This is a genomic window from uncultured Rikenella sp. (genome assembly GCF_910577125.1).
Classification (GTDB): domain Bacteria; phylum Bacteroidota; class Bacteroidia; order Bacteroidales; family Rikenellaceae; genus Rikenella.
This window is the reverse complement of record NZ_CAJTMN010000020.1, coordinates 1-20,128: the sequence shown is the minus strand read 5'-3', so window position 1 is coordinate 20,128 and position 20,128 is coordinate 1. Positions and strand designations below refer to the sequence as shown.

The following is a 20,128-nucleotide window of genomic DNA, read 5'->3' as shown; positions in this document are numbered from 1 at the left end:
CCGGGCCCCTCCTTATCACTACATATAGCGATTGCCCGCCAGCGAAGTAAGTCCTTTCTTTGCGGTCGGAACCAGGAACCCCCACCGCATGAGACGTTTTTCCCTTTTTCTGCTGATTCTCAGCCTCCAGATCGCCCTGCAGATACACGCCGAAGAGCGCGACACCACCCGCACCCTCGAAACCGAAGAGATCGTCGTCCGCTCCTCCCCCAAAGAGACCAACGCCCTCCAGAGCCTTCCCGAAGCCGTTTCACTCATCACCCCCGGCCGGATCCACAACCGCGGGATCGAATCCGTCAAAGACCTCAGCGCCTTCGTGCCCAACCTTTTTATTCCCGACTACGGTTCCCGGATGACCACCCCCGTCTACCTGCGCGGCGTCGGCGCCCGGAGCAGCGGCCAGAGCGTCGGCCTCTACGTCGACAACATCCCCTACATGGACAAATCCACCTTCGACTTCGACTTCCTCGACATCCAGCGCATCGAAGTGCTCCGCGGCCCCCAGGGAACCCTCTACGGCCGGAACGCCATGGGCGGCATCATCAACGTCTACACCCTCTCCCCCCTCGAATACCAGGGCCACCGCCTCTCCGTCGGCGGCGGCAACCACGGCAACTGGCAAGCCCGCATCTCGAAACTCGCCCGCTTCGGCCAACGGGCCGGCCTGAGCGTCGGCGCCTACTACGACCGCGACGGCGGCTACTTCACCAACCGATTCACCGGCCGGAAAGCCGACCGCGGCCAATCCGCCGGCGGCCGTCTGAAATTCGAATGGCAGATCAACCCCCGCCTGAAAGCCATGCTCGCCGGCGGCTTCGACTTCACCGACCAGGACGCCTTCGCCTACGGCCTCTACGACAAAGAGAGCGGGAAGATCGCCCCCGTAGACTACAACGACCCCGGCCGCTACCTCCGGCGGATGAGCAACAACTCCCTCCGGTTCGAATACCGCACCGACCGTCTCCTGCTCACCTCCAACACCGGCTACCAGTGGCTCGACGACGACATGTCCATGGACCAGGACTTCACCCGCCGGAGCATCTTCACCATCGACCAGCGCCAGTGCCAGCACTCCGTCAACCAGGAGCTCGTCCTGCGCTCCGTCCGCGAAGACCGCCGCTACAAATGGTCCGTCGGCCTCTTCGGCTTCTACAACGCCCTGACCACCGACGGCGACGTCGTCTTCAAGGAAGACGGCATCCGCGACATCCTCCAGCCCGTTTTCGACGGCCTCCCCATGCCCGTCCGGCTGACCATCCTCGACGACCGCATCCCCAATCCCGGCACCTACCGCACCCCCGCCGGCGGCATCGCCCTCTTCCACCAATCCACCGTCGACGACCTGCTGACCCCCGGCCTCTCGCTGACCCTCGGCCTCCGGGTCGACTACGAGCGTCAGACCCTGAAATACAACACCTCCATGTCGCTCGACCTGCGGGCCGAGAACCGACCCGGCGGCCCCCAGATGCTCCCCCCCGGCGGCATCGAGATGCCCCTCGCGAAGACCCTGACCGGCACCGACCGGCAGGACTTCTGGCAGCTCCTGCCCAAAATATCGCTCAAATACGAATGCACCCCCGACATCATGACCTACGTCACCGTCGCCAAAGGGTATAAAGCCGGCGGTTACAACATCCAGATGTTTTCCGAAGTGATGCAGGACAGCCTGCGCTCCTCCCGCCCCTCGATGGGCGGCGGCGGCCGTCCCGGCGCTTCGAGCGGCACGAAAGCCGACGACGCGGCCCGAGACGGGATCCGGAACGCCCTGGCCTACCGTCCCGAGACGACCTGGAACTACGAACTCGGCACCCGCGCCCGACTCTTCGGCGGCCTGCTGGATACCGAGCTCGCCCTCTTCTGGATGGACATCCGCGACGTGCAACTGACCCAATTCGTGAACGGCGGCAGCGGGCGCATCCTGACCAACGCCGGCCGCGGCCGGAGCTACGGCGTCGAGCTCTCCGCCTGCGTTCGCCCCGTACAAGGGCTGAGCTTCGACCTGAACTACGGCTACACCCACGCCACCTTCCGCGACTACGACGGCGGCATCGGCCCCGACGGCCAGCCCGTCGACTACCGCGGGAAACGCATCCCCTACGTACCCCAGCACACCTTTTCGGTGGGCGGCGCCTACTCCCTGAACCTGCCCGACCGGTGGGTGAACCAGCTGACCTTCGCCGCTCAGTACACCGGCGCCGGCCCCATCTGGTGGAACGAAGCGAACGACGTCCGGCAAGACTTCTACGGCCTTCTGAACGCCAAAGTCACCCTCCGCCACGACTTCGTCCGGCTCGAGCTCTGGGGCCGCAACCTGCTGAACACCGACTACGGCGCCTTCTATTTCGAATCCTTCGGCCAGTCGTTCGTCCAGCGCGGCAAACCGCTGACCTACGGCGCCAACCTCGTCTTCGCCTTTTAGAGCAGCCCCCTCTCCGCGAAGCTGAACGACTCGCGATCCGAGACAATCACATGATCCAGCAGCCGGATATCGAAATATCCCGCCGCCCGCTGCAACTTCCGCGTCTGCTCCGCATCCTCCCCGCTCGGCGAAGCATTTCCCGACGGATGGTTGTGCACCAGCACGATTCCCGACGCATTCCGGTCCAGCGCCCTCCGGATCACCACCCTCGGATCGACCACCGACCCCTCGATACCGCCCTGGCTGACCCGGAACCGTTCGATGACGCGTTTCGACCTCGAGAGCAACATCGCCCAGACCTCCTCATGCGGCAGATCGGCCAGCAACGGCTGGAAAATCGCGACAATGTCGCAACTGCCCGAGATATAATCCTGCACCGGCCTTTCCGCCGCCCCTCGCCTGCGTCCCAGCTCCAGCGCCGCCGCGATGCTCACCCCCCTCGCCAGCCCGATCCCGTTGAAGCGCTGCAGCTCCGCCAGACTCTTCCGCCCCAGCTCCACCAGATCTCCCCCCGCCGCATCCAGCAGCCTTCGGCCGATCTCCACCGCCGAGCACTCCACCGTTCCCGACCCGATCAGCACCCCCAGCAGCTCCGCATCCGTCAGCGCCGACGCCCCCCGGCTCATCAACTTCTCGCGCGGCCGATCCTGCTCATTCCACTCCCTGATCGGCCGCCGCGCCTTGTTAGGCCACTCTTCCATAATCCATAGCGACAAAAAGGTTACAAATTCAGTTCCCTGACATACGTCGGCATATCCTTATCCCCCCGTCCCGAGACATTCACCACCACCACATCCTCCGGCCGGAAGTCGATCTGCGGCAGCGCCGCCAGCGCATGCGCCGACTCGATCGCCGGGATGATCCCCTCGAGCTGCGCCAGCTCCAGCGCCGCCTCCAGCGCCTGCCTGTCCGTCGCCGTGAGCACCGTCGACCGCCCCGTCTGCGCCAGATAGGCGTGCAGCGGCCCGATCCCCGGGTAGTCCAGCCCCGCCGAGATCGAATACGGTTCCCTCACCTCCCCCTTCTCGTCGAACAGAATCATCGACCGGCTGCCGTGCAGCACTCCGAGCGTCCCGCACGTGAGCGACGCCGCATGCTCCGTTCCGTCGATTCCGCGCCCCGCCGCCTCGACCTGCACCAGCCTCACCTCCTCGTCCTCCAGGAAGTGGTAGAACGCCCCCACCGCATTGCTCCCCCCACCGATGCAGGCGATCACGTAGTCCGGTTTTTCCCTTCCTTCCTGTTCCGCCAGCTGCTCCCGGATTTCGGCACTGATCACCGACTGCAGCCTCGCGACGATGTCCGGGAAGGGATGCGGCCCAACCGCCGACCCCAGCAGGTAGTAGGCCTCCGGATGCGAGACCCAGTAAGCCAGCGCCTCATCCACCGCATCCTTGAGCGTCGCCCCCCCGCTGGTGACCGCCTCGACCGTCGCCCCGAGCATCTTCATCCGCGCGACATTCAGCGCCTGCCGTTCGACATCCACGGCCCCCATATAGATCGTACACCGCAGCCCGAGCATCGCACAGACCGTCGCCGTGGCCACCCCGTGCTGTCCGGCCCCCGTTTCCGCGATGATGTGCGTGCACCCCATTTCGCGAGCGAGCAGAATCTGTCCGATCGCGTTATTGATCTTGTGCGACCCGGTGTGGTTGAGCTCCTCGCGTTTGAGGTAGATCCGGGCTCCGTACTTTTCGCTGAGTCGGGGTGCGAAATAGAGCGGCGACGGTCGTCCGGCATAGAATTTCAGCAGATCGGCGAACTCTTTCTTGAACTTCGGGCTTTCGAGAATCCCGACATACCGTTCGGTGAGCTGGTCGATATTTTCCCTGAGCTCCTCAGGGACGAACGCCCCCCCGAATTCACCGTAATAACCCTTTTCGTCTACGTGATAGTTTTTCATGGTATTTGTGTGTTTTAGTTGACTCCGTATTCGTGTTGTGCAGAGGTGTGTCTGAAAAGCAGGAAAGGCCGCCGGTGAGTCCGACAGCCTTTCCGAAGTATTTTTTCAACTTGAAACAAAGGTGTAAAGCGGTGCCTCACGCGAATCGATTACGAGTCGTGCGCCACCACCAAGCCTGTGCCAAATTCATGGTTTTCATAAGATTTACCGTGTCCTTTTCGTGTTTAGGAACACACAAATATACATAAAAAATCGAATTTCCAAACGAATTTTCGTTATCCTTCGATTTTCTGCACGAGAGTTTCCGCGGAGACATAGGAACGCAGCGCACAGTAAAAGAGCGAGTCCTGCGGAGCCTAAGGCGCGCGGACAAAAACGGGGTGAAGGGTTGGGCTGAGGCTGCCGCAGCGATGCGTAAGCATTGCCCGTCCCCGCACCCGTTGGGTGTTTTGTTAGGGTTCTCTTCGCCTTACTAAGTGGGGCCCGCGCGGCCCGAGGCCAGTTCTATCCTGTTAGGGTAGAGGCGGCCCTGTCGGAGTGCCCGTAGGCACCGCGCCGACACCTAAGGAGGCGATTCAATTGTTTCGGCGATGAGCCGAAACAGTTGAATCGCCCAAGGCGCGCATAAGGTAGACACAGCCAATAAAACGCCCTGTGGGCGCGCCCCGGGCTACCGCGATAGAACTAATGGCAGGCTGACTGGCGGCGGCAGCAACGGGCACAGCTGGGCATCCGGAGCCAGCGACATTTATAGTTTACACTTAAGCTTCAATCCTCAATATCTCTTTCCCCATTACGCCTATTACCGTGCCCACGGTCTTCAGTTGCGTTGCCTCTCGGAATAAACGGATGCCTCGACTGATTGGGGAACTTCGAACCCGGGCTTGGGCTTGAAGTACTTCAAAGATTTTGCGCCCCTAATGGGGCGCCCGGGCCGGAGCCACCCCAGGCGCAGGCCTGCAACTCGACGGTGCTCGTTTCCGGCCTCGCTGGCGCCGACCCGCTCCAAGGTTTAGCCTAATTCACAGCCAACAACTCCGCTCTATTCGGCCTGTCGCCCATCCCCCCGAAGCCGCTACGCGGCTTGGGCGACGAGGCCGGCGGTTCTCCGAACCGCAAAAGTTTGGCAAGCCGTCTGTCGTGTTCGGGCGGCGCGCTCCCCGGGTGGGCCGAAGGCCCAGCGCGCATGCCCGGCGATTCACAGAATCGCGCTACTCGCTCTCGGCCCAAAGTCCGGGTAACAGCTCCGCCCAGCGCAGCGCGAAAACCGCGCAAGCGATTTTCGCGCCCGAAGAACCGTGTCCGCCTCACTACGGCTCCGCTGTCGCTCCGCCGCCTTGAGCATTTTTCCGTGCGCCTTGGGCGTGGCGCGCCGGGCGATTCAACCGTCGCCCGCGGGGATTTCAGCTCGATTTTTATATTATTCTTGTCCGCGCGCCTTTGGGAAATCTTGTCAAAACGTGCCAGCACATTTTGACGATTTCCCTCTTAAGGGTCGGCGCGCGGTTTTTAGTACTTTTTGAGTCGCCCGCAGGAATTTCATCTCGGTTTTGCTCACCGCAAAACGAGTGAAATTCCTCTTTAAGCGGGGCGGGCGACTGTCGAGCTTCGAGCCGGACGGAACTGCCCTGCGCGGGCGGCGTCCGGGTGACCCCGGCGGGACGGAGCGATACTGCGTATCGCTTACTGGTTCACTGCACCCTGTTCTCTGTTCGCGCGCCTATGCGTGGCGCGGTTATTTATTGTCTGAATAACAACGGCCCAAATCTTCACCCCATTCTTCGCCCGCGCACAACTTCAACTCAACCCGGCCCCTACCTGTGCATTCTGATTTTGTAATTCAGCCCCAGCGTAATCGCCATCTGATCCGCCGGCGACCGGAACGGATTCCCCTCATACTTCGTCACCCCCTTGTAGACGTCCGACAGACCGATGTTATAGCGGAACTCCGCCGAGATCGAGAAGCGCCGGATCGCCACCAGAAACCCCGCCCCGAACGTCACCCCGTACTCCCAGCGGTTGTCCCTCGTCGGATCATACTCGTATTTTCCCCGTTCGATCACCTCCCCCGTCACCTCGTTGAACTCCTTGAAACGCGAATCGATCGCATAGCTCACATACGGCCCCGCGCTGAGGTAGAACCTCGATCCCCCCTTACTCAGCGGCAGGTACGGCTGCCAGAGGATCGGCACCTCGATCACATTCCAGACCCGCTCCGAGACCTCCTCCGAGTCGAAATACCGATGCACCCTGTACCCCTTTTGCGACCAGTTGACATCCGCCTCGATACACCCCACATACTTCTGCGCCGGGACATCGAATTTATAGGTTATCCCCCCCACCATCAAGCCCATCTTCATTTTGGTCTGCCTCGTCGGTTCGAACCGGATCGACCCCATCGCATATCCCCCCCTCACCCCGATGTAGTGCTCCACCTTGACCGGCGCCCACGCCGCACTGAGCGTTTCCGACGGCACCCCCCTCTGCTGAGCCCGCACCTCCCCCGAGCCCCCCGCCAGCCAGAGCGCCATCCCCGTCAACAGATATGTAAACCTTCCGTGTTTCATTTCCTGTACCATCAAAACCCGCCGAACAACTCATCCACATCGACCTCGACCCCCACATCCCAGTTTTCCTTCGTCAGGATGTCCCTTCCCGAGACCGGATGCTCCCAGATCCGGATCCTCTCCGGCTGCCTGCGTTCGACCAGACTGCCCGTATCCCACTCCCCGTTTCCGTTCCGATCCTCCGTCACCCGGAGCCGGTAGCGGTTCGGCGGCAGATACTGCAGCTTGTAGACCCCTCCCCTCACCGCATGCGTCACCCTCCTGACCGTCTTTCCGTCCCTCGTCTGCCACTCCAGAATATACTCCCTCCCCGACGCACTATCCCCCTCCGCACGGCCCGACAGCCGGACGATCGCCGTCGCGAACCGGCTCGTATCCGCCACCCGGAACGTCGATTGCAGCGTATCGTTCGCCTGGTAAGCGATATCGAGAAAGACACTGTCCGGAATCAGCAGCGCATACTCCTCATCCGGCCTCCAGTCCGCCCGGATCGTCACCCTGCGTCTCGACACCGTATCGAACTCGACCGTAAACGGCTCCGGCACCTCCACCTTCTGCACCTCCGCCGCCACCGTCTGCCGGTCCCGGCTCGGCCCCGCCGCCGCCCCCGCCGTGAGCCTCGTCAGGCGGATCCGGCTGCTGTCCACCCTCCTCAGCGGATAGTCGAACACCATCCGGATATGGTTTTCCGGAATCAGCGGATTGTCCGCCAGCACACTGAACCCGAACGGATTCGGCGCCGTCGGCTCCTCCGCCTCCCGCGCCGGTTTTTCGACCTGCGTCGTATCGACATCCACCTGTTTGAAGAGCGTGCTGTCCGCCAGCAGCTCCGCATCCGTCCGTTTCGGATCCCCTCTCCGCCGGCTGATCACCCTCGCTACCTTGAGCCATTTTTTCTGCAACCGCTCCGCCCGTTTCGCCTTCCGCCGCTCCTCCCGCACCTTCCGGACACTATCCGCATAGGCCGTATTCGACCGCTGCCCCCTCCTCACCGCCTTCCGGTCGTAGACCCGGTGGACGAACGTCAGCCGCTCCTCCCTCACCTGCGGCTGCCAGAGACTGTCCTGCGTCATGTACTCGATCCTCACCCTCACCGTATCCGGCAGCTCCTCCGCCTCCCGTTGCGTCGGCGGCTCGATCCAGTACCAGACCGTATCCCCCTTGATTCCGTCCTCCCTCCTGAGCCACGTCGAATCGATCCCCTCCGGCACGAACGATACGATCCTCTGCCGTTCCCTGTTGTTGAAGACCATCTGCAACAGCTGCCTGATCGGCCGTTCCGACTCCATCATCATCGTCCGCTGCTTCGGCTCCTCCAGGAAGAGCTCGAAGAGCAGCTGCGGCGGTTCGATTCTCCTTCGCGGCCCCCTCCGTCCCTCCGCCGGGTCGATCCACATGTCGAAATCCGGCATCCTCGTCGGATTGTAGACCGAATCGAGCATCGCGATATAGTCCTTTCCCGGTTCGTAGCGTTGGTTCCCGTTTTTGTCCAGCATCGCATAGACCCTGTAATCCCTGTCCCGCAGGATATCGGCCAGAAACAGCCCCGAGCTGTCCGTCCGGAAGATCGCCCTCGCCCGCGCGTTGAACATCACCGAGTCGTAAGCCGCCACCGAATCCGCCTCCGCATCGAAGAAGAAGACCATCGCCCCGACCACCGAGTCCCTCGTCTGCGCATCGACCGCCAACCCGCTCATCATCAGCGTATCCAGCTCCGCCCCCGTCGAGAAGACAAAGGCATAGTTTCCCAACCTGTTTCCCTCGTTATTGTCCGCGATCGAGTTTCCGAAATCGACCCGGTAAGTCGTCCCGCTATCCGGTTTCTCCTCGAAATCGACCACAATCGACCGTCCCCTGACCGTCAGCACCGGTTTTTTGCCCGTCACCGACGGCGGCGACACCAGCAGCTCCTTCTGCTGATCGCGCAAAGCGACATACTCGTTGAAATTCAGCACAATGCGTTTTCCGTCGAAATTCACCACCCGCTGTTCCGGCACGGTACCGACCACCAGCGGCGGCAGCGAGTCCCTCGGCCCCCCCTGCGGCTGCGCAATCGACGCACACCGCACGAAGATCGTGCAGCCCAACAGCACGAAAAACAGATCCCGAATCCGAAACTCTCTCATCCGCGTATAATTTCCATTTTCAGTCAAGTTTCCGCCCCCTCTCCTTACCCCCGCACCGGCCCTCCCGCCCCCCGCGCTGCCTCACCCTCCGTCCGAACAACAAATATAGGTATATTTTCCAAGCCCCGCACCGTGCCTGGCCGCCTCACCCCGAAAAACAGAACGGCGACCGCCCTGAAAGCCAAGCCCTCAAGCCGGTCGCCGTCCCGGCGCAGGGAGCGGCCGCTCCCCCGCCGTGCAAAACCCGATACCTACATCCGCCCCCCGCCGAGCGCCCTGTAGAGCGAGATGACACTCTGAATTTCCGCGAAACGGTTGGCCACCCGTCCCAGCTGCGCCGACAGCAGCGTCTGCTGCGCCGTCAACACCTCCAGGTAGGTCGTATTCCCGTGCTGCATCAGCAGCTGCGTACTTTTGGTCGCCGTCTCCAGCGACGCCACCTGTTTTTCATAGTAATCCGCCTTCGCCTTCGCCGTCTGGTACTGCTCCACCGCCTCGTTCACCTCTACCCCCGCCTGCAGGAGCGTCTGTTCGAACGTCAGCTGCGCCACCTCCTGCTCCGCCTTCGCCACCTTCAGGTTGGCCCGATTGGCCCCCCGTGCGAAGATCGGCTGCACCAGCTGCGCCACCGCCGAAGCGACGAACTTGGCCGGATTGACGATCATGCTCCCCGCACTGTTCGTCCACCCCGCGCTCCCGCTGAGCGTGATACTCGGATAGAACGCCGCCCGCGCCGCATTGGTCGTATAGAACGCCTGCGCCAGCGACAGCTCCGCCGCCCTCACATCCGGCCGGTTGGCCAGCATCTGGATCGGCACCCCGACCGAGAGCATCTCCGGCATCCGCTGTTCCGCGATCCGTCCCCGCGCAATCCCCTGCGGCGTGCGCGCCAGCAGAAGGTTGATCGAATTCTCCGCCTGGTTGATCTTTTCGGCCAGATCGAGCACCTGCGTACAGATACTGTAATAATTCGCCTCCGTCTGGGCCAGCGCCGCCTCGGTCACCATCCCGGCCTTTTTCATCGCGCGGGTCGTTTCGACGCTCTGTTTCCAGATCGCCTCCGTTTCGACCGCAATGCGGTGCTGCGCATCGAGCATCAACAGCGAGTAATAGGCATTGGCCACTCCCGCCACCAGTCCCGTCTTGACCGCCTGCTCATACTCCTGACTCTGTTCGAATCCCGCCTTGGCCTTTCGTTTGGCATTGGTGAGCTTGCCGAATATATCGACCTCCCAGCTCGCCGCCACCGGAATCGAATAGGTTTGCGACGCCCGCTTCATATCGAAGCTGCTGACGGCCGCCTCCGGCGTGAAAGCCAGCGACGGCAGGTACGACAACCTCGCCGCCCTGAGCGACGCCTCCGCCTCTTCGACCCTCAGGCTCGCCGTCCTCATATCCGTGTTTCTCACCAGCGCCGAGTCGATCAGGTCTCTCAGGTAGGGATCCGTAAAGACCTCCCTCCACGACAGGTTCCCGAAACTGGTCGTATCCGTCCCCCCCGAGAGCTCCGCCCCGTACAATCCCTCCGGCACCGAGTCGGCCGGTTTGTATTTGTTATAGATGCCGCAGCCGCTCAGGGTCAGAGCCGCCGCCAGCATCGCGATGATTCTCTTCATACTTGAAATTTACTTGCTTGGTTTTGAACGCACTCCGCAGTCTACTTTTTCGACGTGTCGATCCCGGCCTCCAGCAACTCCTTCTCCGTCTGCTCCATCTCCTCCTGGATCTGCCAGTCCTCGGTGGGTTCCGTCTGCAGCGGTTTGATCTTCTCCTGGAGCCACTGGAAAGCGATGAACAGCGACGGCACCACGAAGAGCATGGCGAGCGTCCCGATCACCATCCCCCCGACGACCCCGCTACCCAACGAGCGGTTTCCGTTGGCGCCGACCCCCGTAGCCGCCATCAGCGGCAGCATACCGAAGATCATGGTCAATGCCGTCATCAGAATCGGCCGCAGACGGGCCTTCGCCGCACTGACCGCCGAAGCGATCAGACTCATCCCCGCCTGCCTGCGTTCCGTGGCATACTCCGTGAGCAGGATCGCCGTCTTGGCGATCAGCCCGATCAGCATGATCAGCCCCGTCTGGAGGTAGATGTTGTTCTCCAGCCCCATGATCTTGGCGAAGAGGAAGGTCCCCATCAGCCCGCACGGCACCGAGAGCAAGACCGCGAACGGCACGACGAAACTTTCGTACAGCGCGCACAGGATCAGGTACACCATCAGGAAACAGATCGCGAAGATAATCCCGGTCTGTCCGCTCTGCTGGCTCTCCTCGCGCGTGATCCCGCCGAAGTCATACCCGTAACCGATCGGCAGCGCCGCCGCCGCCGTCTCCTCGACCGCCCGGATGGCATCCCCCGTACTGTATCCCTCGGCCGGCATGGCACTCACCGCAATCGAGTTGTACATATTGAACCGGCTCAAGGTCTCCGCCCCGTACACCCGCGTCAGGGTCACGAACTGGCCGAGCGGCGCCATTTCGCCGTTCGCCATCCTCACGAACGTATTGTTGAGCGACTCCTCATCGAGCCGGTGCTCCGGATCGGCCTGCATCATCACCCTGTACACCCGCGAGAAGCGGTTGAAGTTCGATACATACTGTCCCCCGTAGTACCCCGACAGCGTGCTGAGCACCGCATTGGGCGTAATCCCCGCACGCTTGCACTTCGCCGCATCGACATCCACCATCCACTGCGGATAGCGCACATCGAACGTCGAATAAGCCATCGCGATCTCCGGCCGCTGGTTGAGCGCCCCGAGGAACTGCTGCACCGTTCCGTAGAAGGTATTGATATCTCCCCCCGCCTTATCCTGCATCTGAATATCGAGCGAGTTCCCCATCCCGTATCCCGGGATCATCCCCGGCGACATGGCGAAGATCTGCGCATCCCTGATATCCGCCGTCCGGGCATAGATCTGTCCGATCACCGCATCCACCGCATCCGCATCGTCCGGCCGTTCATCCCACGGCTTGAGCTTGACGATCGCCATCCCGAACGCACTCCCCTGCCCCGAGATCAGCCCGTAGCCCGACACCACCTGCAGGTTTCTCACCTGCGGAATCGCACTGATTCTCGCCTCGATCTCCCTCATCACCTTGTCCGTCGTCTGGAGCGAGCTCCCGGGCGCCAGACTGACATTGACCATAATCGTCCCCTGGTCCTCCTGGGGCACGAGACTGGTTTTCGTCGTCCTCATCAGGAAGACAAGCGCCACCACCGAGCAGACCAGCAGCCCCCACGTCAGCCACTTGTGCTTCACGAAGACCAGCACGATCTTCTTGTACTTCTCGCTGATCGTCCCGAACGCCGCATTGAACGCCTTGCGGAACTTCGCCGCGAAATTGTTTTTCTGCGTCCCGTCCTCATTCAGATAGGGTTTGAGCAACAGCGCACACAGCGCCGGACTCAGCGTCAGCGCGTTGACCGCCGAGATCCCGACCGCCACCGCCATCGTCAGCCCGAACTGCGTATAGAACGTCCCCGACGTCCCCCCCATGAACGACACCGGAATGAACACCGCCATGAAGACCAGCGACGAGGTGATGACCGCCCCGCTGATCCCCTTCATGGCATCGATACTCGCCATATACGGCGACCTGTAGCCCACATCGAACCTCGCCTGCACCGCCTCGACCACGATAATGGCATCGTCCACCACCGTCCCGATCACCAGCACCAATGCGAACAGCGTGATGAGGTTGATCGAGAATCCCGCCAGCGCCATGAACGCGAAGGTCCCGATCAGCGAGACGATGATCCCCACCAGCGGAATAAACGTCGACCTCAGGTCCTGCAGGAAGACATACACCACCAGCGTCACGAGAATGATCGCCTCGATCAGCGTCTTGATCACCTCATGCATCGACGCGAAGAGGTAGTCATTCGAGCTCATCAGCTGCGTCATCGCCACCCCCTTCGGAAAACTCTTGACCGCCTCTGCCAGGAAAGCATCGATCTTCTGATTGACCTCCGTAGCATTCGATCCCGCCGTCTGGAAGACCATACAGGCGATCCCCGGATGTCCGTTCAGCTGCCCGTGGAACGCATAACTCTCCTGCCCCAGCTCGATATCCGCAATATCCTTGAGTCTGAGCACCTCCCCGTCATCGGTCGACCGGATCACGATCTCGCCGAACTCCTCCGGCGTAATCAGCCGTCCCCGATACTTCATCGTATACTGGTACGTCTCGTCCGAATTCTCGCCGAACGACCCCGTCGCCGCCTCGATATTCTGTTCCGCCAGCACCTGCGCCACATCCGACGGGATGAGCTTATACTGCGCCATCACATCCGGCTTCATCCATATCCGCATGCTGTAATCCGCCCCGAGCACCATCAGATCCCCCACACCGGTAATCCGCAGGATTTCCGGTTTCAGGTTAATGTTCAGGTAATTGGCCAGGAAAGTCTCGTCATACGAATTATCCGGGCTATAGAGCGCGAACATCTGCAGGATACTGGTCTGCCGCTTCGAAGTGGTCACCCCCACCTGCGTCACCTCCGCCGGCAGCTGTCCCGTAGCCCGGGCCACCCGGTTCTGGACATTGACCGCCGCCATGTCCGGATCGACCCCCTGTTTGAAATAGACCGTAATGGAGACCGACCCCGCATTCGACGCCGTCGACGTCATGTAAGTCATATCCTCCACCCCGTTGATCGCCTCCTCCAGCGGCGCCACCACACTCTTCTGCAGCGTTTCGGCACTCGCCCCGAAATACGTGGCGCTCACCTGAATCGTCGGCGGCGCAATATCCGGATACTGTTCGACCGGCAGCGTGAAGAGCCCGATAATCCCCACCACGACGATCGTAATCGAGATCACGGCCGACAACACCGGTCGTTCGATAAATTTTCTCAGATTCATGCAATTATTCCTCCCCGGTTGATATTAAAAACTCCTCTCTCCTCCGAACGATTATTCGTTATCCGTATGTTTCCGGATCGCCTCCGCCTTCGCCTCATCGTCCTCCGCCACCTGCGCCTGTTCCTCCGGCAGTCGAGCCTGTTGTCCCTGATCGGCCTCCTGCGGCTGCTGCGCCTGCGGTTGCTGTCCCTTCGGCACGATCGGCGTCCCCTCACGCAGCAAGCCGACCCCTTCGACCACAATCACATCGCCCGACACCAGCCCCTCGTCCACGATGAACTCCTGGCCGCCGTTGACCTTCGTCACCTTCACCGGCGCCGACTGCGCCTTTCCGTCCACCACCTTGTAGACAAAGCGTTTGTCCTGGATTTCGAACGTCGCCCCCTGGGGAATCACCACGACCCCCGTCCGCGTCACCGGCACCACCACATTTCCCGTACCGCCCGAGTGCAGCAGCCCCTCCTTGTTCGGGAAGACCGCCCTGAGGCTCACCGCCCCCGTCGCGCGGTCGATCACCCCGCTGATCGACTCGATCCGCCCCCCCTTCGGGTAAGCCGACTTATCGCTCAGCGTCAGCGTAATCTCCGGCAGCTGTTTCAGCGCCGCATCCTTCGACCCGTACTCCCGGATCAGATCGAGCAGCTGATTTTCCGTCATCGAGAAATAGACATACATGTCCGAATTATCCGACACCGTCGTCAGCGGCTGCGGCATATTGGCACTCACCAGCGCCCCCACCCGGTAGGGCAGCGTCCCGACCACCCCGTCCGCCGGGCTCTTCACCACCGTATAGGAGAGGCTGTTGCGCGCATTGACCTCCTGCGCCTTGGCCTGCGCCAGCTGCGCCTTCGCCGCCAGCAGCGTATTCTTGGCCGTATTCATATCGAACTCCGACACGACATTCTCCTTGAACAGCTCCTGCCGGCTGTCATAATTCAGCTGCGCCGTAGCCAGCTGCGCCTCCGCAGCCGCCACATTGGCCGTCGCCGTCTGCAACGCCGCCCGGTACGGCACCTGGTCGATCACGAAGAGCGTCTGTCCCTTCTTGACCCGCTGCCCCTCCGTCACCGCCACCTGCGTCAGCGTCCCCCCCACCTGCGGATAGATATCGATATCCTGCCGTCCGCGGATCGACGCCGAATAGGTGCTCGACAGCGTTCTGTCCGCCGGTTCCACCGTCATCACCTCATATTGAGCCACCATTTGCGCCGGCGGAGCCTGTTGACATCCGACCGCCGCCACCGCGCAGAGAGCCGCCAGGCCCACCCGCTTCAGCATCATGCAAACCATTTCGTTCATCATGTTCGTTCCTGTTTGGATTTATAGAGAGTGCAAAGATAAATTTTTTCGGCCCAGAAAAAACCGATTAAACAGCTTTTATTTTGTTGATTTTCGGAACAACCCCCTCCGTCCGTTTCCCGGAAAACGCTATTTTTGTTGTCAATCTGAAAAATCGAGCGGCTATGAAATGGCAAAATTCGGAAACGATCCTCGTACAAAACACCTTTTGGGCCGGTCCCTTCCAGCTGAAAGGCTCCTCCTCCTCGCGCCTGCGCAAACTGGAAGGCGGCCTCTTCCTCTTCTTCCGCCAGGGCCGCGCGACCTTCCGCATCGACCTGCAATCGTACACCGTCACTTCCGGCACCTACGTCATGCTCCTCCCCGGCTCGATCGTCCAGCTCGAACAGATCAGCAACGACTGCAACGTCTCCGCCTTCAGCTTCTCCCGCGAGATGTTCGCCCAAGCCTCCCTGCGGCTCGAACTCGGCTTCTTCGCCTTCCTGAAAGAACACCCCTGCTACACCTCCTCGGACGGCTCCACCGAGACGATGCACACCCTGCTCCAGACCGCCGCCGCCCTCTACGCCGACAGCGAGAACCGCTTTCAGGAGACTATCGCCCAACAGCTTCTCCGCGCCCTGTTTCTGGAGATCTACGACAAATCCCACCGTAGTTTCGGCGGCCGCGAGATCACCGGCGGCAACCGCCAGGAAACGCTCTTCAGGAAATTCATCGCCCTCGTCCGCGAACACGCCGGCACCGAGCGCGAAGTCTCTTTCTACGCCGACCGCCTCTGCATCTCGGCCAAATACCTGACCGGCATCTCCCGCCAGGTCGTCGGCCTGACCGCCAAGACCATCATCGACGAGTTCGCCATCCTCGAGATCAAAGCCCTGCTCCAGTCCACCGAACTGAACATCCAGGAGATCTCCGACCGCCTCCGCTTCGCCGACCAGTCCTACCTCGGCCGCTACTTCAAACGCCACGAAGGCATCTCCCCCAAAGAATACCGCAACAGCCACCTGTAATCCCCCCTGTTTTCTCTCCCCGTCCGCCCGCAGTCCTTTTCCCGCCCGTCCCTGTTTCCCGAGGTTTCCGCACTTGCTCTCTTATTTATGGATTGTGACCGTTTATATATTTCGCTCATATATTTATCGTGACCGCTTATATATTTATTGTGACGACCGCCCGCCAGACCGGCAGCCAAACATCCCCCCGTATTTCTTCTTCCCGCCCCGGGCTATCGCAGTGGCAATACGAACGCGCCAGTGAGCGTAAGCAGCTACGGTTGCTATTGGTCTTCCTCCATGACCAATATCACCGGTCTGGACCTGCATTTCCATTTACAAAGTCTCAATCCAAGCGGATCGTATAACCGCGGTTTCGGTTTCCAGTTGCGTTGCCTCTCGGAATAAAGTGCCTCCGGGCACTCCGAAATGGCCGCCTCTACCCTATTGGGATGACACAGCCGCAGCGAAACGCAGTTTCGCCCGTCCACGCACCCACAGGGTGTTTTGTTAGGGTTGTCTCTGCCTTATTAGTGGGGCCCGCACGGCCCGAGCGCAGTACCCTCAAACCAACGCGCGCCACGCCTTAAAGGGGAAATCGTCAAAATGCACTTGGGCGTTTTGACAAGATTTCCCAAGGCGCGCGGAAAAAGCTCGTTTATCCGACAAGTGTCGGGTGGCTGTTAATGTCGAGGTGATTAGTTTACCTCTTCTCTCTGTTCCGCTCGGGCCGCGGGGGCCCCTACTTTCTACTATGTGGTAGAAAGTAGGCAAAGAACACATTCAAGGGGACTGCATCCCCCTTGAAAATCCCCCGGTGATTCATTTTGGGTAGACACGGCCCATTGGAAGTGCGGCAGCACCGCCCCGGGCTACCGCGGAAACACCTCGGGCGCGCTGGTCAACGTCGGTCTATACGGTTATAGTTGTGCTTCTTCGGTTAACGGGACCGGTGGCGTGCACTTATATTTCGGTATGGAATGGATCTACCCCAGCTACACCGCGAGCTTAGCCAACGGTCGTCAGTTGCGTTGCCTCTCGGAATAAAGTGTCTCCGGGCACTCCGAAATGGCCGCCTCTACCCTAATAGGCATAGTTCCTGCGGCTCTGTGAGCCGCACGGGCCGGACGCCTCCCCCTCGGGAGGCCCGCAACACGCCGCTCATGCATCGAGAATTGCGGTCTCTCCCGGGCGCCGGCCCGATCCAACTTCATCCAACCATACTCCCCATCCCAAAATCTCCGCCCATTCGTCCTCGGGCGCGCCCCCCGGCGCCCGCCTGTGGCGTTCGCTGCGCTCCGAGGCCGGCGATTCTGCGAATCGCGCTACTTGCTCTCAGCCCAATGCTGTTCGGCGCCAGCAAAGGCACTATATGGGGGTAAAGGCGGCCGATAAAAGACGCTATGCGTCCCCGCCACCGGGGGGGCGACGGACTGCGCGACCCTGCGGGTCACAAGAGCACAGCCTAATCCTCTGCCGTTTCGGGCTGCGCGCTCCCCGGGTGGGCCGAAGGCCCAGCGCGCAAGCCCGGCGATTCCTCGCGGAATCGCGCTACTCGCTCTCGGCCCCGTGTCCGCCTCACTGCGGCTCCGCTATCGCTCCGCCACTTCTGACATTTTTCCGCGCGCCTTACGCGATTCTCTATTTTGACTTACCGTCAAACAAAATAGAGAATCGCTTCTTCAGGCGTCGGCGCGCGGTGCCTTCGGGCACTCCGGAATAGCAAACTCTACCCGGTTTTCCCGCGCGCTGGTGGAAATCGTATCCAGCGGTCGCGCGCGGGATGAGCTTTGTTCATATTTTTCTCGCGCGCCGGACGATTCATTCTCTTTCGGCTCATCGCCGAAACAGTTGAATCGCCTCCTTAGGCGTGGCGCGCGTCGAGCTTCGACTGGCCTCAGGCCGGCCGGGCCCCACGCCCCGTGGACGGGCGATGCTTACGCATCGCTGCGGCTGGGTCGGTCCAAATCTTCGCCTTGTTCTCTGTCCGCGCGCCGGGCGATTCATTCTCTTTCGGCTTATCGCCGAAAGCGTTGAATCGCCTCCTTAGGCGTGGCGCGCGTCGAGCTTCGACTGGCCTCAGGCCGGCCGGGCCCCACGTCCCGTGGACGGGAAATGCTTGCGCATTTCTGCAACTGGAGTAGCCCAATCCTCTATCTCGTTCTCCGTTCGCGCGCCTTAGAATAACTGCCGCCCGCCTATGCCCCGGCCTCCTCCTGCGCCACCGTCGAGAGCAACCCGCACGCCGCCAGAATATCCTCCCCCCTCGATCCCCTCGTCGTCGTGAGGATCCCCGCCGCATTCAGCGCCCCGTTTATCCGCTTCATCTCCTCCGGCGACACCCCCCTGAGCGAACTCTCCGGAATCGCATGGAACCGGATCAGATTGATCCGGCACGGCAACCCCTTCAGCAGCCTCGCCAGCCCCTCCACATGCCTCTTCGAATCGTTCACTCCCTTGAAAACGATATACTCGAAACTCAGCCTCCGCTGATGCGCGAAGTCTTGTTTTCTGAGCGCCCCGACCACCTCCTCGATCTCGTAGCGTCTCTCCACCGGCATCAACCGCCCCCTCTCCTCCCCGAAGGGATCGTGCAGACTGACCGCCAGATGCACCTTCGTCTCCCTCAACAGCCTCTCCATCGCCGGAATCACCCCCACCGTCGAGACCGTGATCCTCGTCGGACTCCACCCCAGCCCCCACTCCGCCGTGAGAATCTCCACCGCCCTGAGCACCTCTCCGACATTATCCATCGGCTCCCCCATCCCCATGAAGACGATATTCGTCAGCCGCTCCGCCTCCGGAATCGCCACCACCTGATTGACAATCTCACCCGCCGTCAGGTGATGCCTGAACCCCTGCCTCCCCGTCATACAGAACCGGCACCCCATCCGGCACCCCGCCTGCGACGAGACACACAACGTCGCCCGCTCCCCGTCCGGGATATATACCGCCTCGATATACCCCCCGCCGAGCGTCCGGAACAAATACTTTTTCGTCCCGTCCACCGAGACCTGCACCTCGCACGGTTCCCGCCTCCCGACCACATATCCCGCCTCCCCGAGCCTCCTCCGAGCCTCCAGCGAAAGATTCGTCATCCCGTCGATCCCCGCCACCCGTTTTTTATAGATCCAGTCCGCCATCTGCCTCCCCGCAAACGCCTTCATCCCGATCTCCTCCGCGACCTGTTTCAGCTCCTGCAGCGACCTTCCCATCAGCCACTCCTCCTTTTTCAACACCTTTTCCATCCGTATATCGTTCAATGTTAAAATAATATCGTCCCTCCGGTTTCCCGCCTCCCCACCCTCTCGTCGAGAGGTTTCCACTCCTCAGCCATCGCCCCTTTTATTACCCCACTCCATTTCGTTCTTCCGCGTATCACGGATATTGTATCCTCCTCCCCGGATTCCACTTTCTCTGCTTTATGCAACCTCCCTCACCGTTCATTTATTGTATTGCACCCACCGTTTATTATCCCCGCCCCGGGCTTCCGCGAGAAGTCTAATGGCGAGCTGGTAAGCATTGACAACGGCGGTTTCAGCTACTCGTCGTCGGTAGGTGGCAATCACGGAATGTCCTTGAATTTCAGTGTGACATACCTTTATCCCAGCAGCTCGGACTACCGCGCCTACGGTTTTCAGTTGCGTTGCCTCTCGGAATAAACGGGGGGGGGGCGAGGCGGCCTTAGCGATACATAGTATCGCTCTGTCCCGCCGGGGCGCCCACCGGGCGTTTTATTGGGGTTCTCTTGGCCTTATTGGCCGGACGCCGCTCGCGCAGGGCAGTTTCATCCGGTTGGGGTAGAGGCGGCCATTCGCCCACCGCGGGCACGCGGGGCCCGGCCGGCCTGAGGCCAGTTCTATCCAGTTAGGGTAGAGGCGGCCCTGTCGGAGTGCCCGAAGACACCGCGCGCCACACCTTAAAAGGGAAAGCGTCAAAATGTGCTGGCACGTTTTGA

11 protein-coding genes are annotated in these 20,128 nt (G+C 61.2%); 3 read left to right on the top strand and 8 right to left on the bottom strand.

Annotated elements, in window-relative coordinates; genetic code table 11:
- The first annotated feature begins 88 nt into the window (after window positions 1-88).
- Window positions 89-2,419 carry a TonB-dependent receptor gene (locus tag QZ292_RS03870; RefSeq protein ID WP_294598071.1) on the top strand — a complete coding sequence of 777 codons (2,331 nt, stop codon included), beginning with the start codon at window positions 89-91 and terminating at the stop codon, window positions 2,417-2,419.
- On the opposite strand, the gene radC is transcribed toward QZ292_RS03870, so the two are convergent.
- From radC to QZ292_RS03835, 7 genes are all read right to left on the bottom strand, one after another.
- Window positions 2,416-3,120, bottom strand: a complete 705-nt coding sequence (radC, locus tag QZ292_RS03865; RefSeq protein WP_294598068.1) for a DNA repair protein RadC — start codon at window positions 3,118-3,120, stop codon at window positions 2,416-2,418. The two genes, QZ292_RS03870 and radC, sit on opposite strands and share 4 nt — an antisense overlap.
- A 20-nt stretch (window positions 3,121-3,140) precedes the next feature.
- Window positions 3,141-4,322 (bottom strand): tryptophan synthase subunit beta, encoded by a 1,182-nt coding sequence (trpB, locus tag QZ292_RS03860; RefSeq protein WP_294598065.1) that lies wholly within the window; start codon window positions 4,320-4,322, stop codon window positions 3,141-3,143.
- Between the two features lie 1,814 nt (window positions 4,323-6,136).
- Complete coding sequence (locus QZ292_RS03855) at window positions 6,137-6,889, bottom strand: porin family protein (protein ID WP_294598062.1); 753 nt, start codon at window positions 6,887-6,889, stop codon at window positions 6,137-6,139.
- Between the two features lie 11 nt (window positions 6,890-6,900).
- Window positions 6,901-9,015: an Ig-like domain-containing protein gene (locus QZ292_RS03850; protein ID WP_294598060.1), complete on the bottom strand. Its 2,115-nt coding sequence runs from the start codon at window positions 9,013-9,015 to the stop codon at window positions 6,901-6,903.
- Between the two features lie 251 nt (window positions 9,016-9,266).
- Window positions 9,267-10,631, bottom strand: coding sequence for a TolC family protein (locus QZ292_RS03845; RefSeq protein ID WP_294598057.1), 1,365 nt, complete (start codon window positions 10,629-10,631; stop codon window positions 9,267-9,269).
- Window positions 10,632-10,672: 41 nt separating this feature from the next.
- On the bottom strand, window positions 10,673-13,882 hold the full coding sequence (locus tag QZ292_RS03840; RefSeq protein WP_294598055.1) for an efflux RND transporter permease subunit: 3,210 nt from the start codon (window positions 13,880-13,882) through the stop codon (window positions 10,673-10,675).
- Between the two features lie 51 nt (window positions 13,883-13,933).
- Window positions 13,934-15,181 (bottom strand): efflux RND transporter periplasmic adaptor subunit, encoded by a 1,248-nt coding sequence (locus tag QZ292_RS03835; protein ID WP_294598097.1) that lies wholly within the window; start codon window positions 15,179-15,181, stop codon window positions 13,934-13,936.
- Window positions 15,182-15,345: 164 nt separating this feature from the next.
- On the opposite strand from QZ292_RS03835, the gene QZ292_RS03830 reads away from it, so the two are divergent.
- Both QZ292_RS03830 and QZ292_RS03825 read left to right on the top strand, forming a co-directional pair.
- Complete coding sequence (locus QZ292_RS03830; RefSeq protein ID WP_294598052.1) at window positions 15,346-16,191, top strand: AraC family transcriptional regulator; 846 nt, start codon at window positions 15,346-15,348, stop codon at window positions 16,189-16,191.
- Between the two features lie 240 nt (window positions 16,192-16,431).
- Window positions 16,432-16,578, top strand: a complete 147-nt coding sequence (locus QZ292_RS03825) for a hypothetical protein (RefSeq protein WP_294598049.1) — start codon at window positions 16,432-16,434, stop codon at window positions 16,576-16,578.
- A 1,790-nt stretch (window positions 16,579-18,368) separates the two neighbouring features.
- Here QZ292_RS03825 and rlmN read toward each other — a convergent pair.
- Window positions 18,369-19,433 carry a 23S rRNA (adenine(2503)-C(2))-methyltransferase RlmN gene (gene rlmN, locus QZ292_RS03820; RefSeq protein WP_365330886.1) on the bottom strand — a complete coding sequence of 355 codons (1,065 nt, stop codon included), beginning with the start codon at window positions 19,431-19,433 and terminating at the stop codon, window positions 18,369-18,371.
- Window positions 19,434-20,128 lie beyond the last annotated feature (695 nt).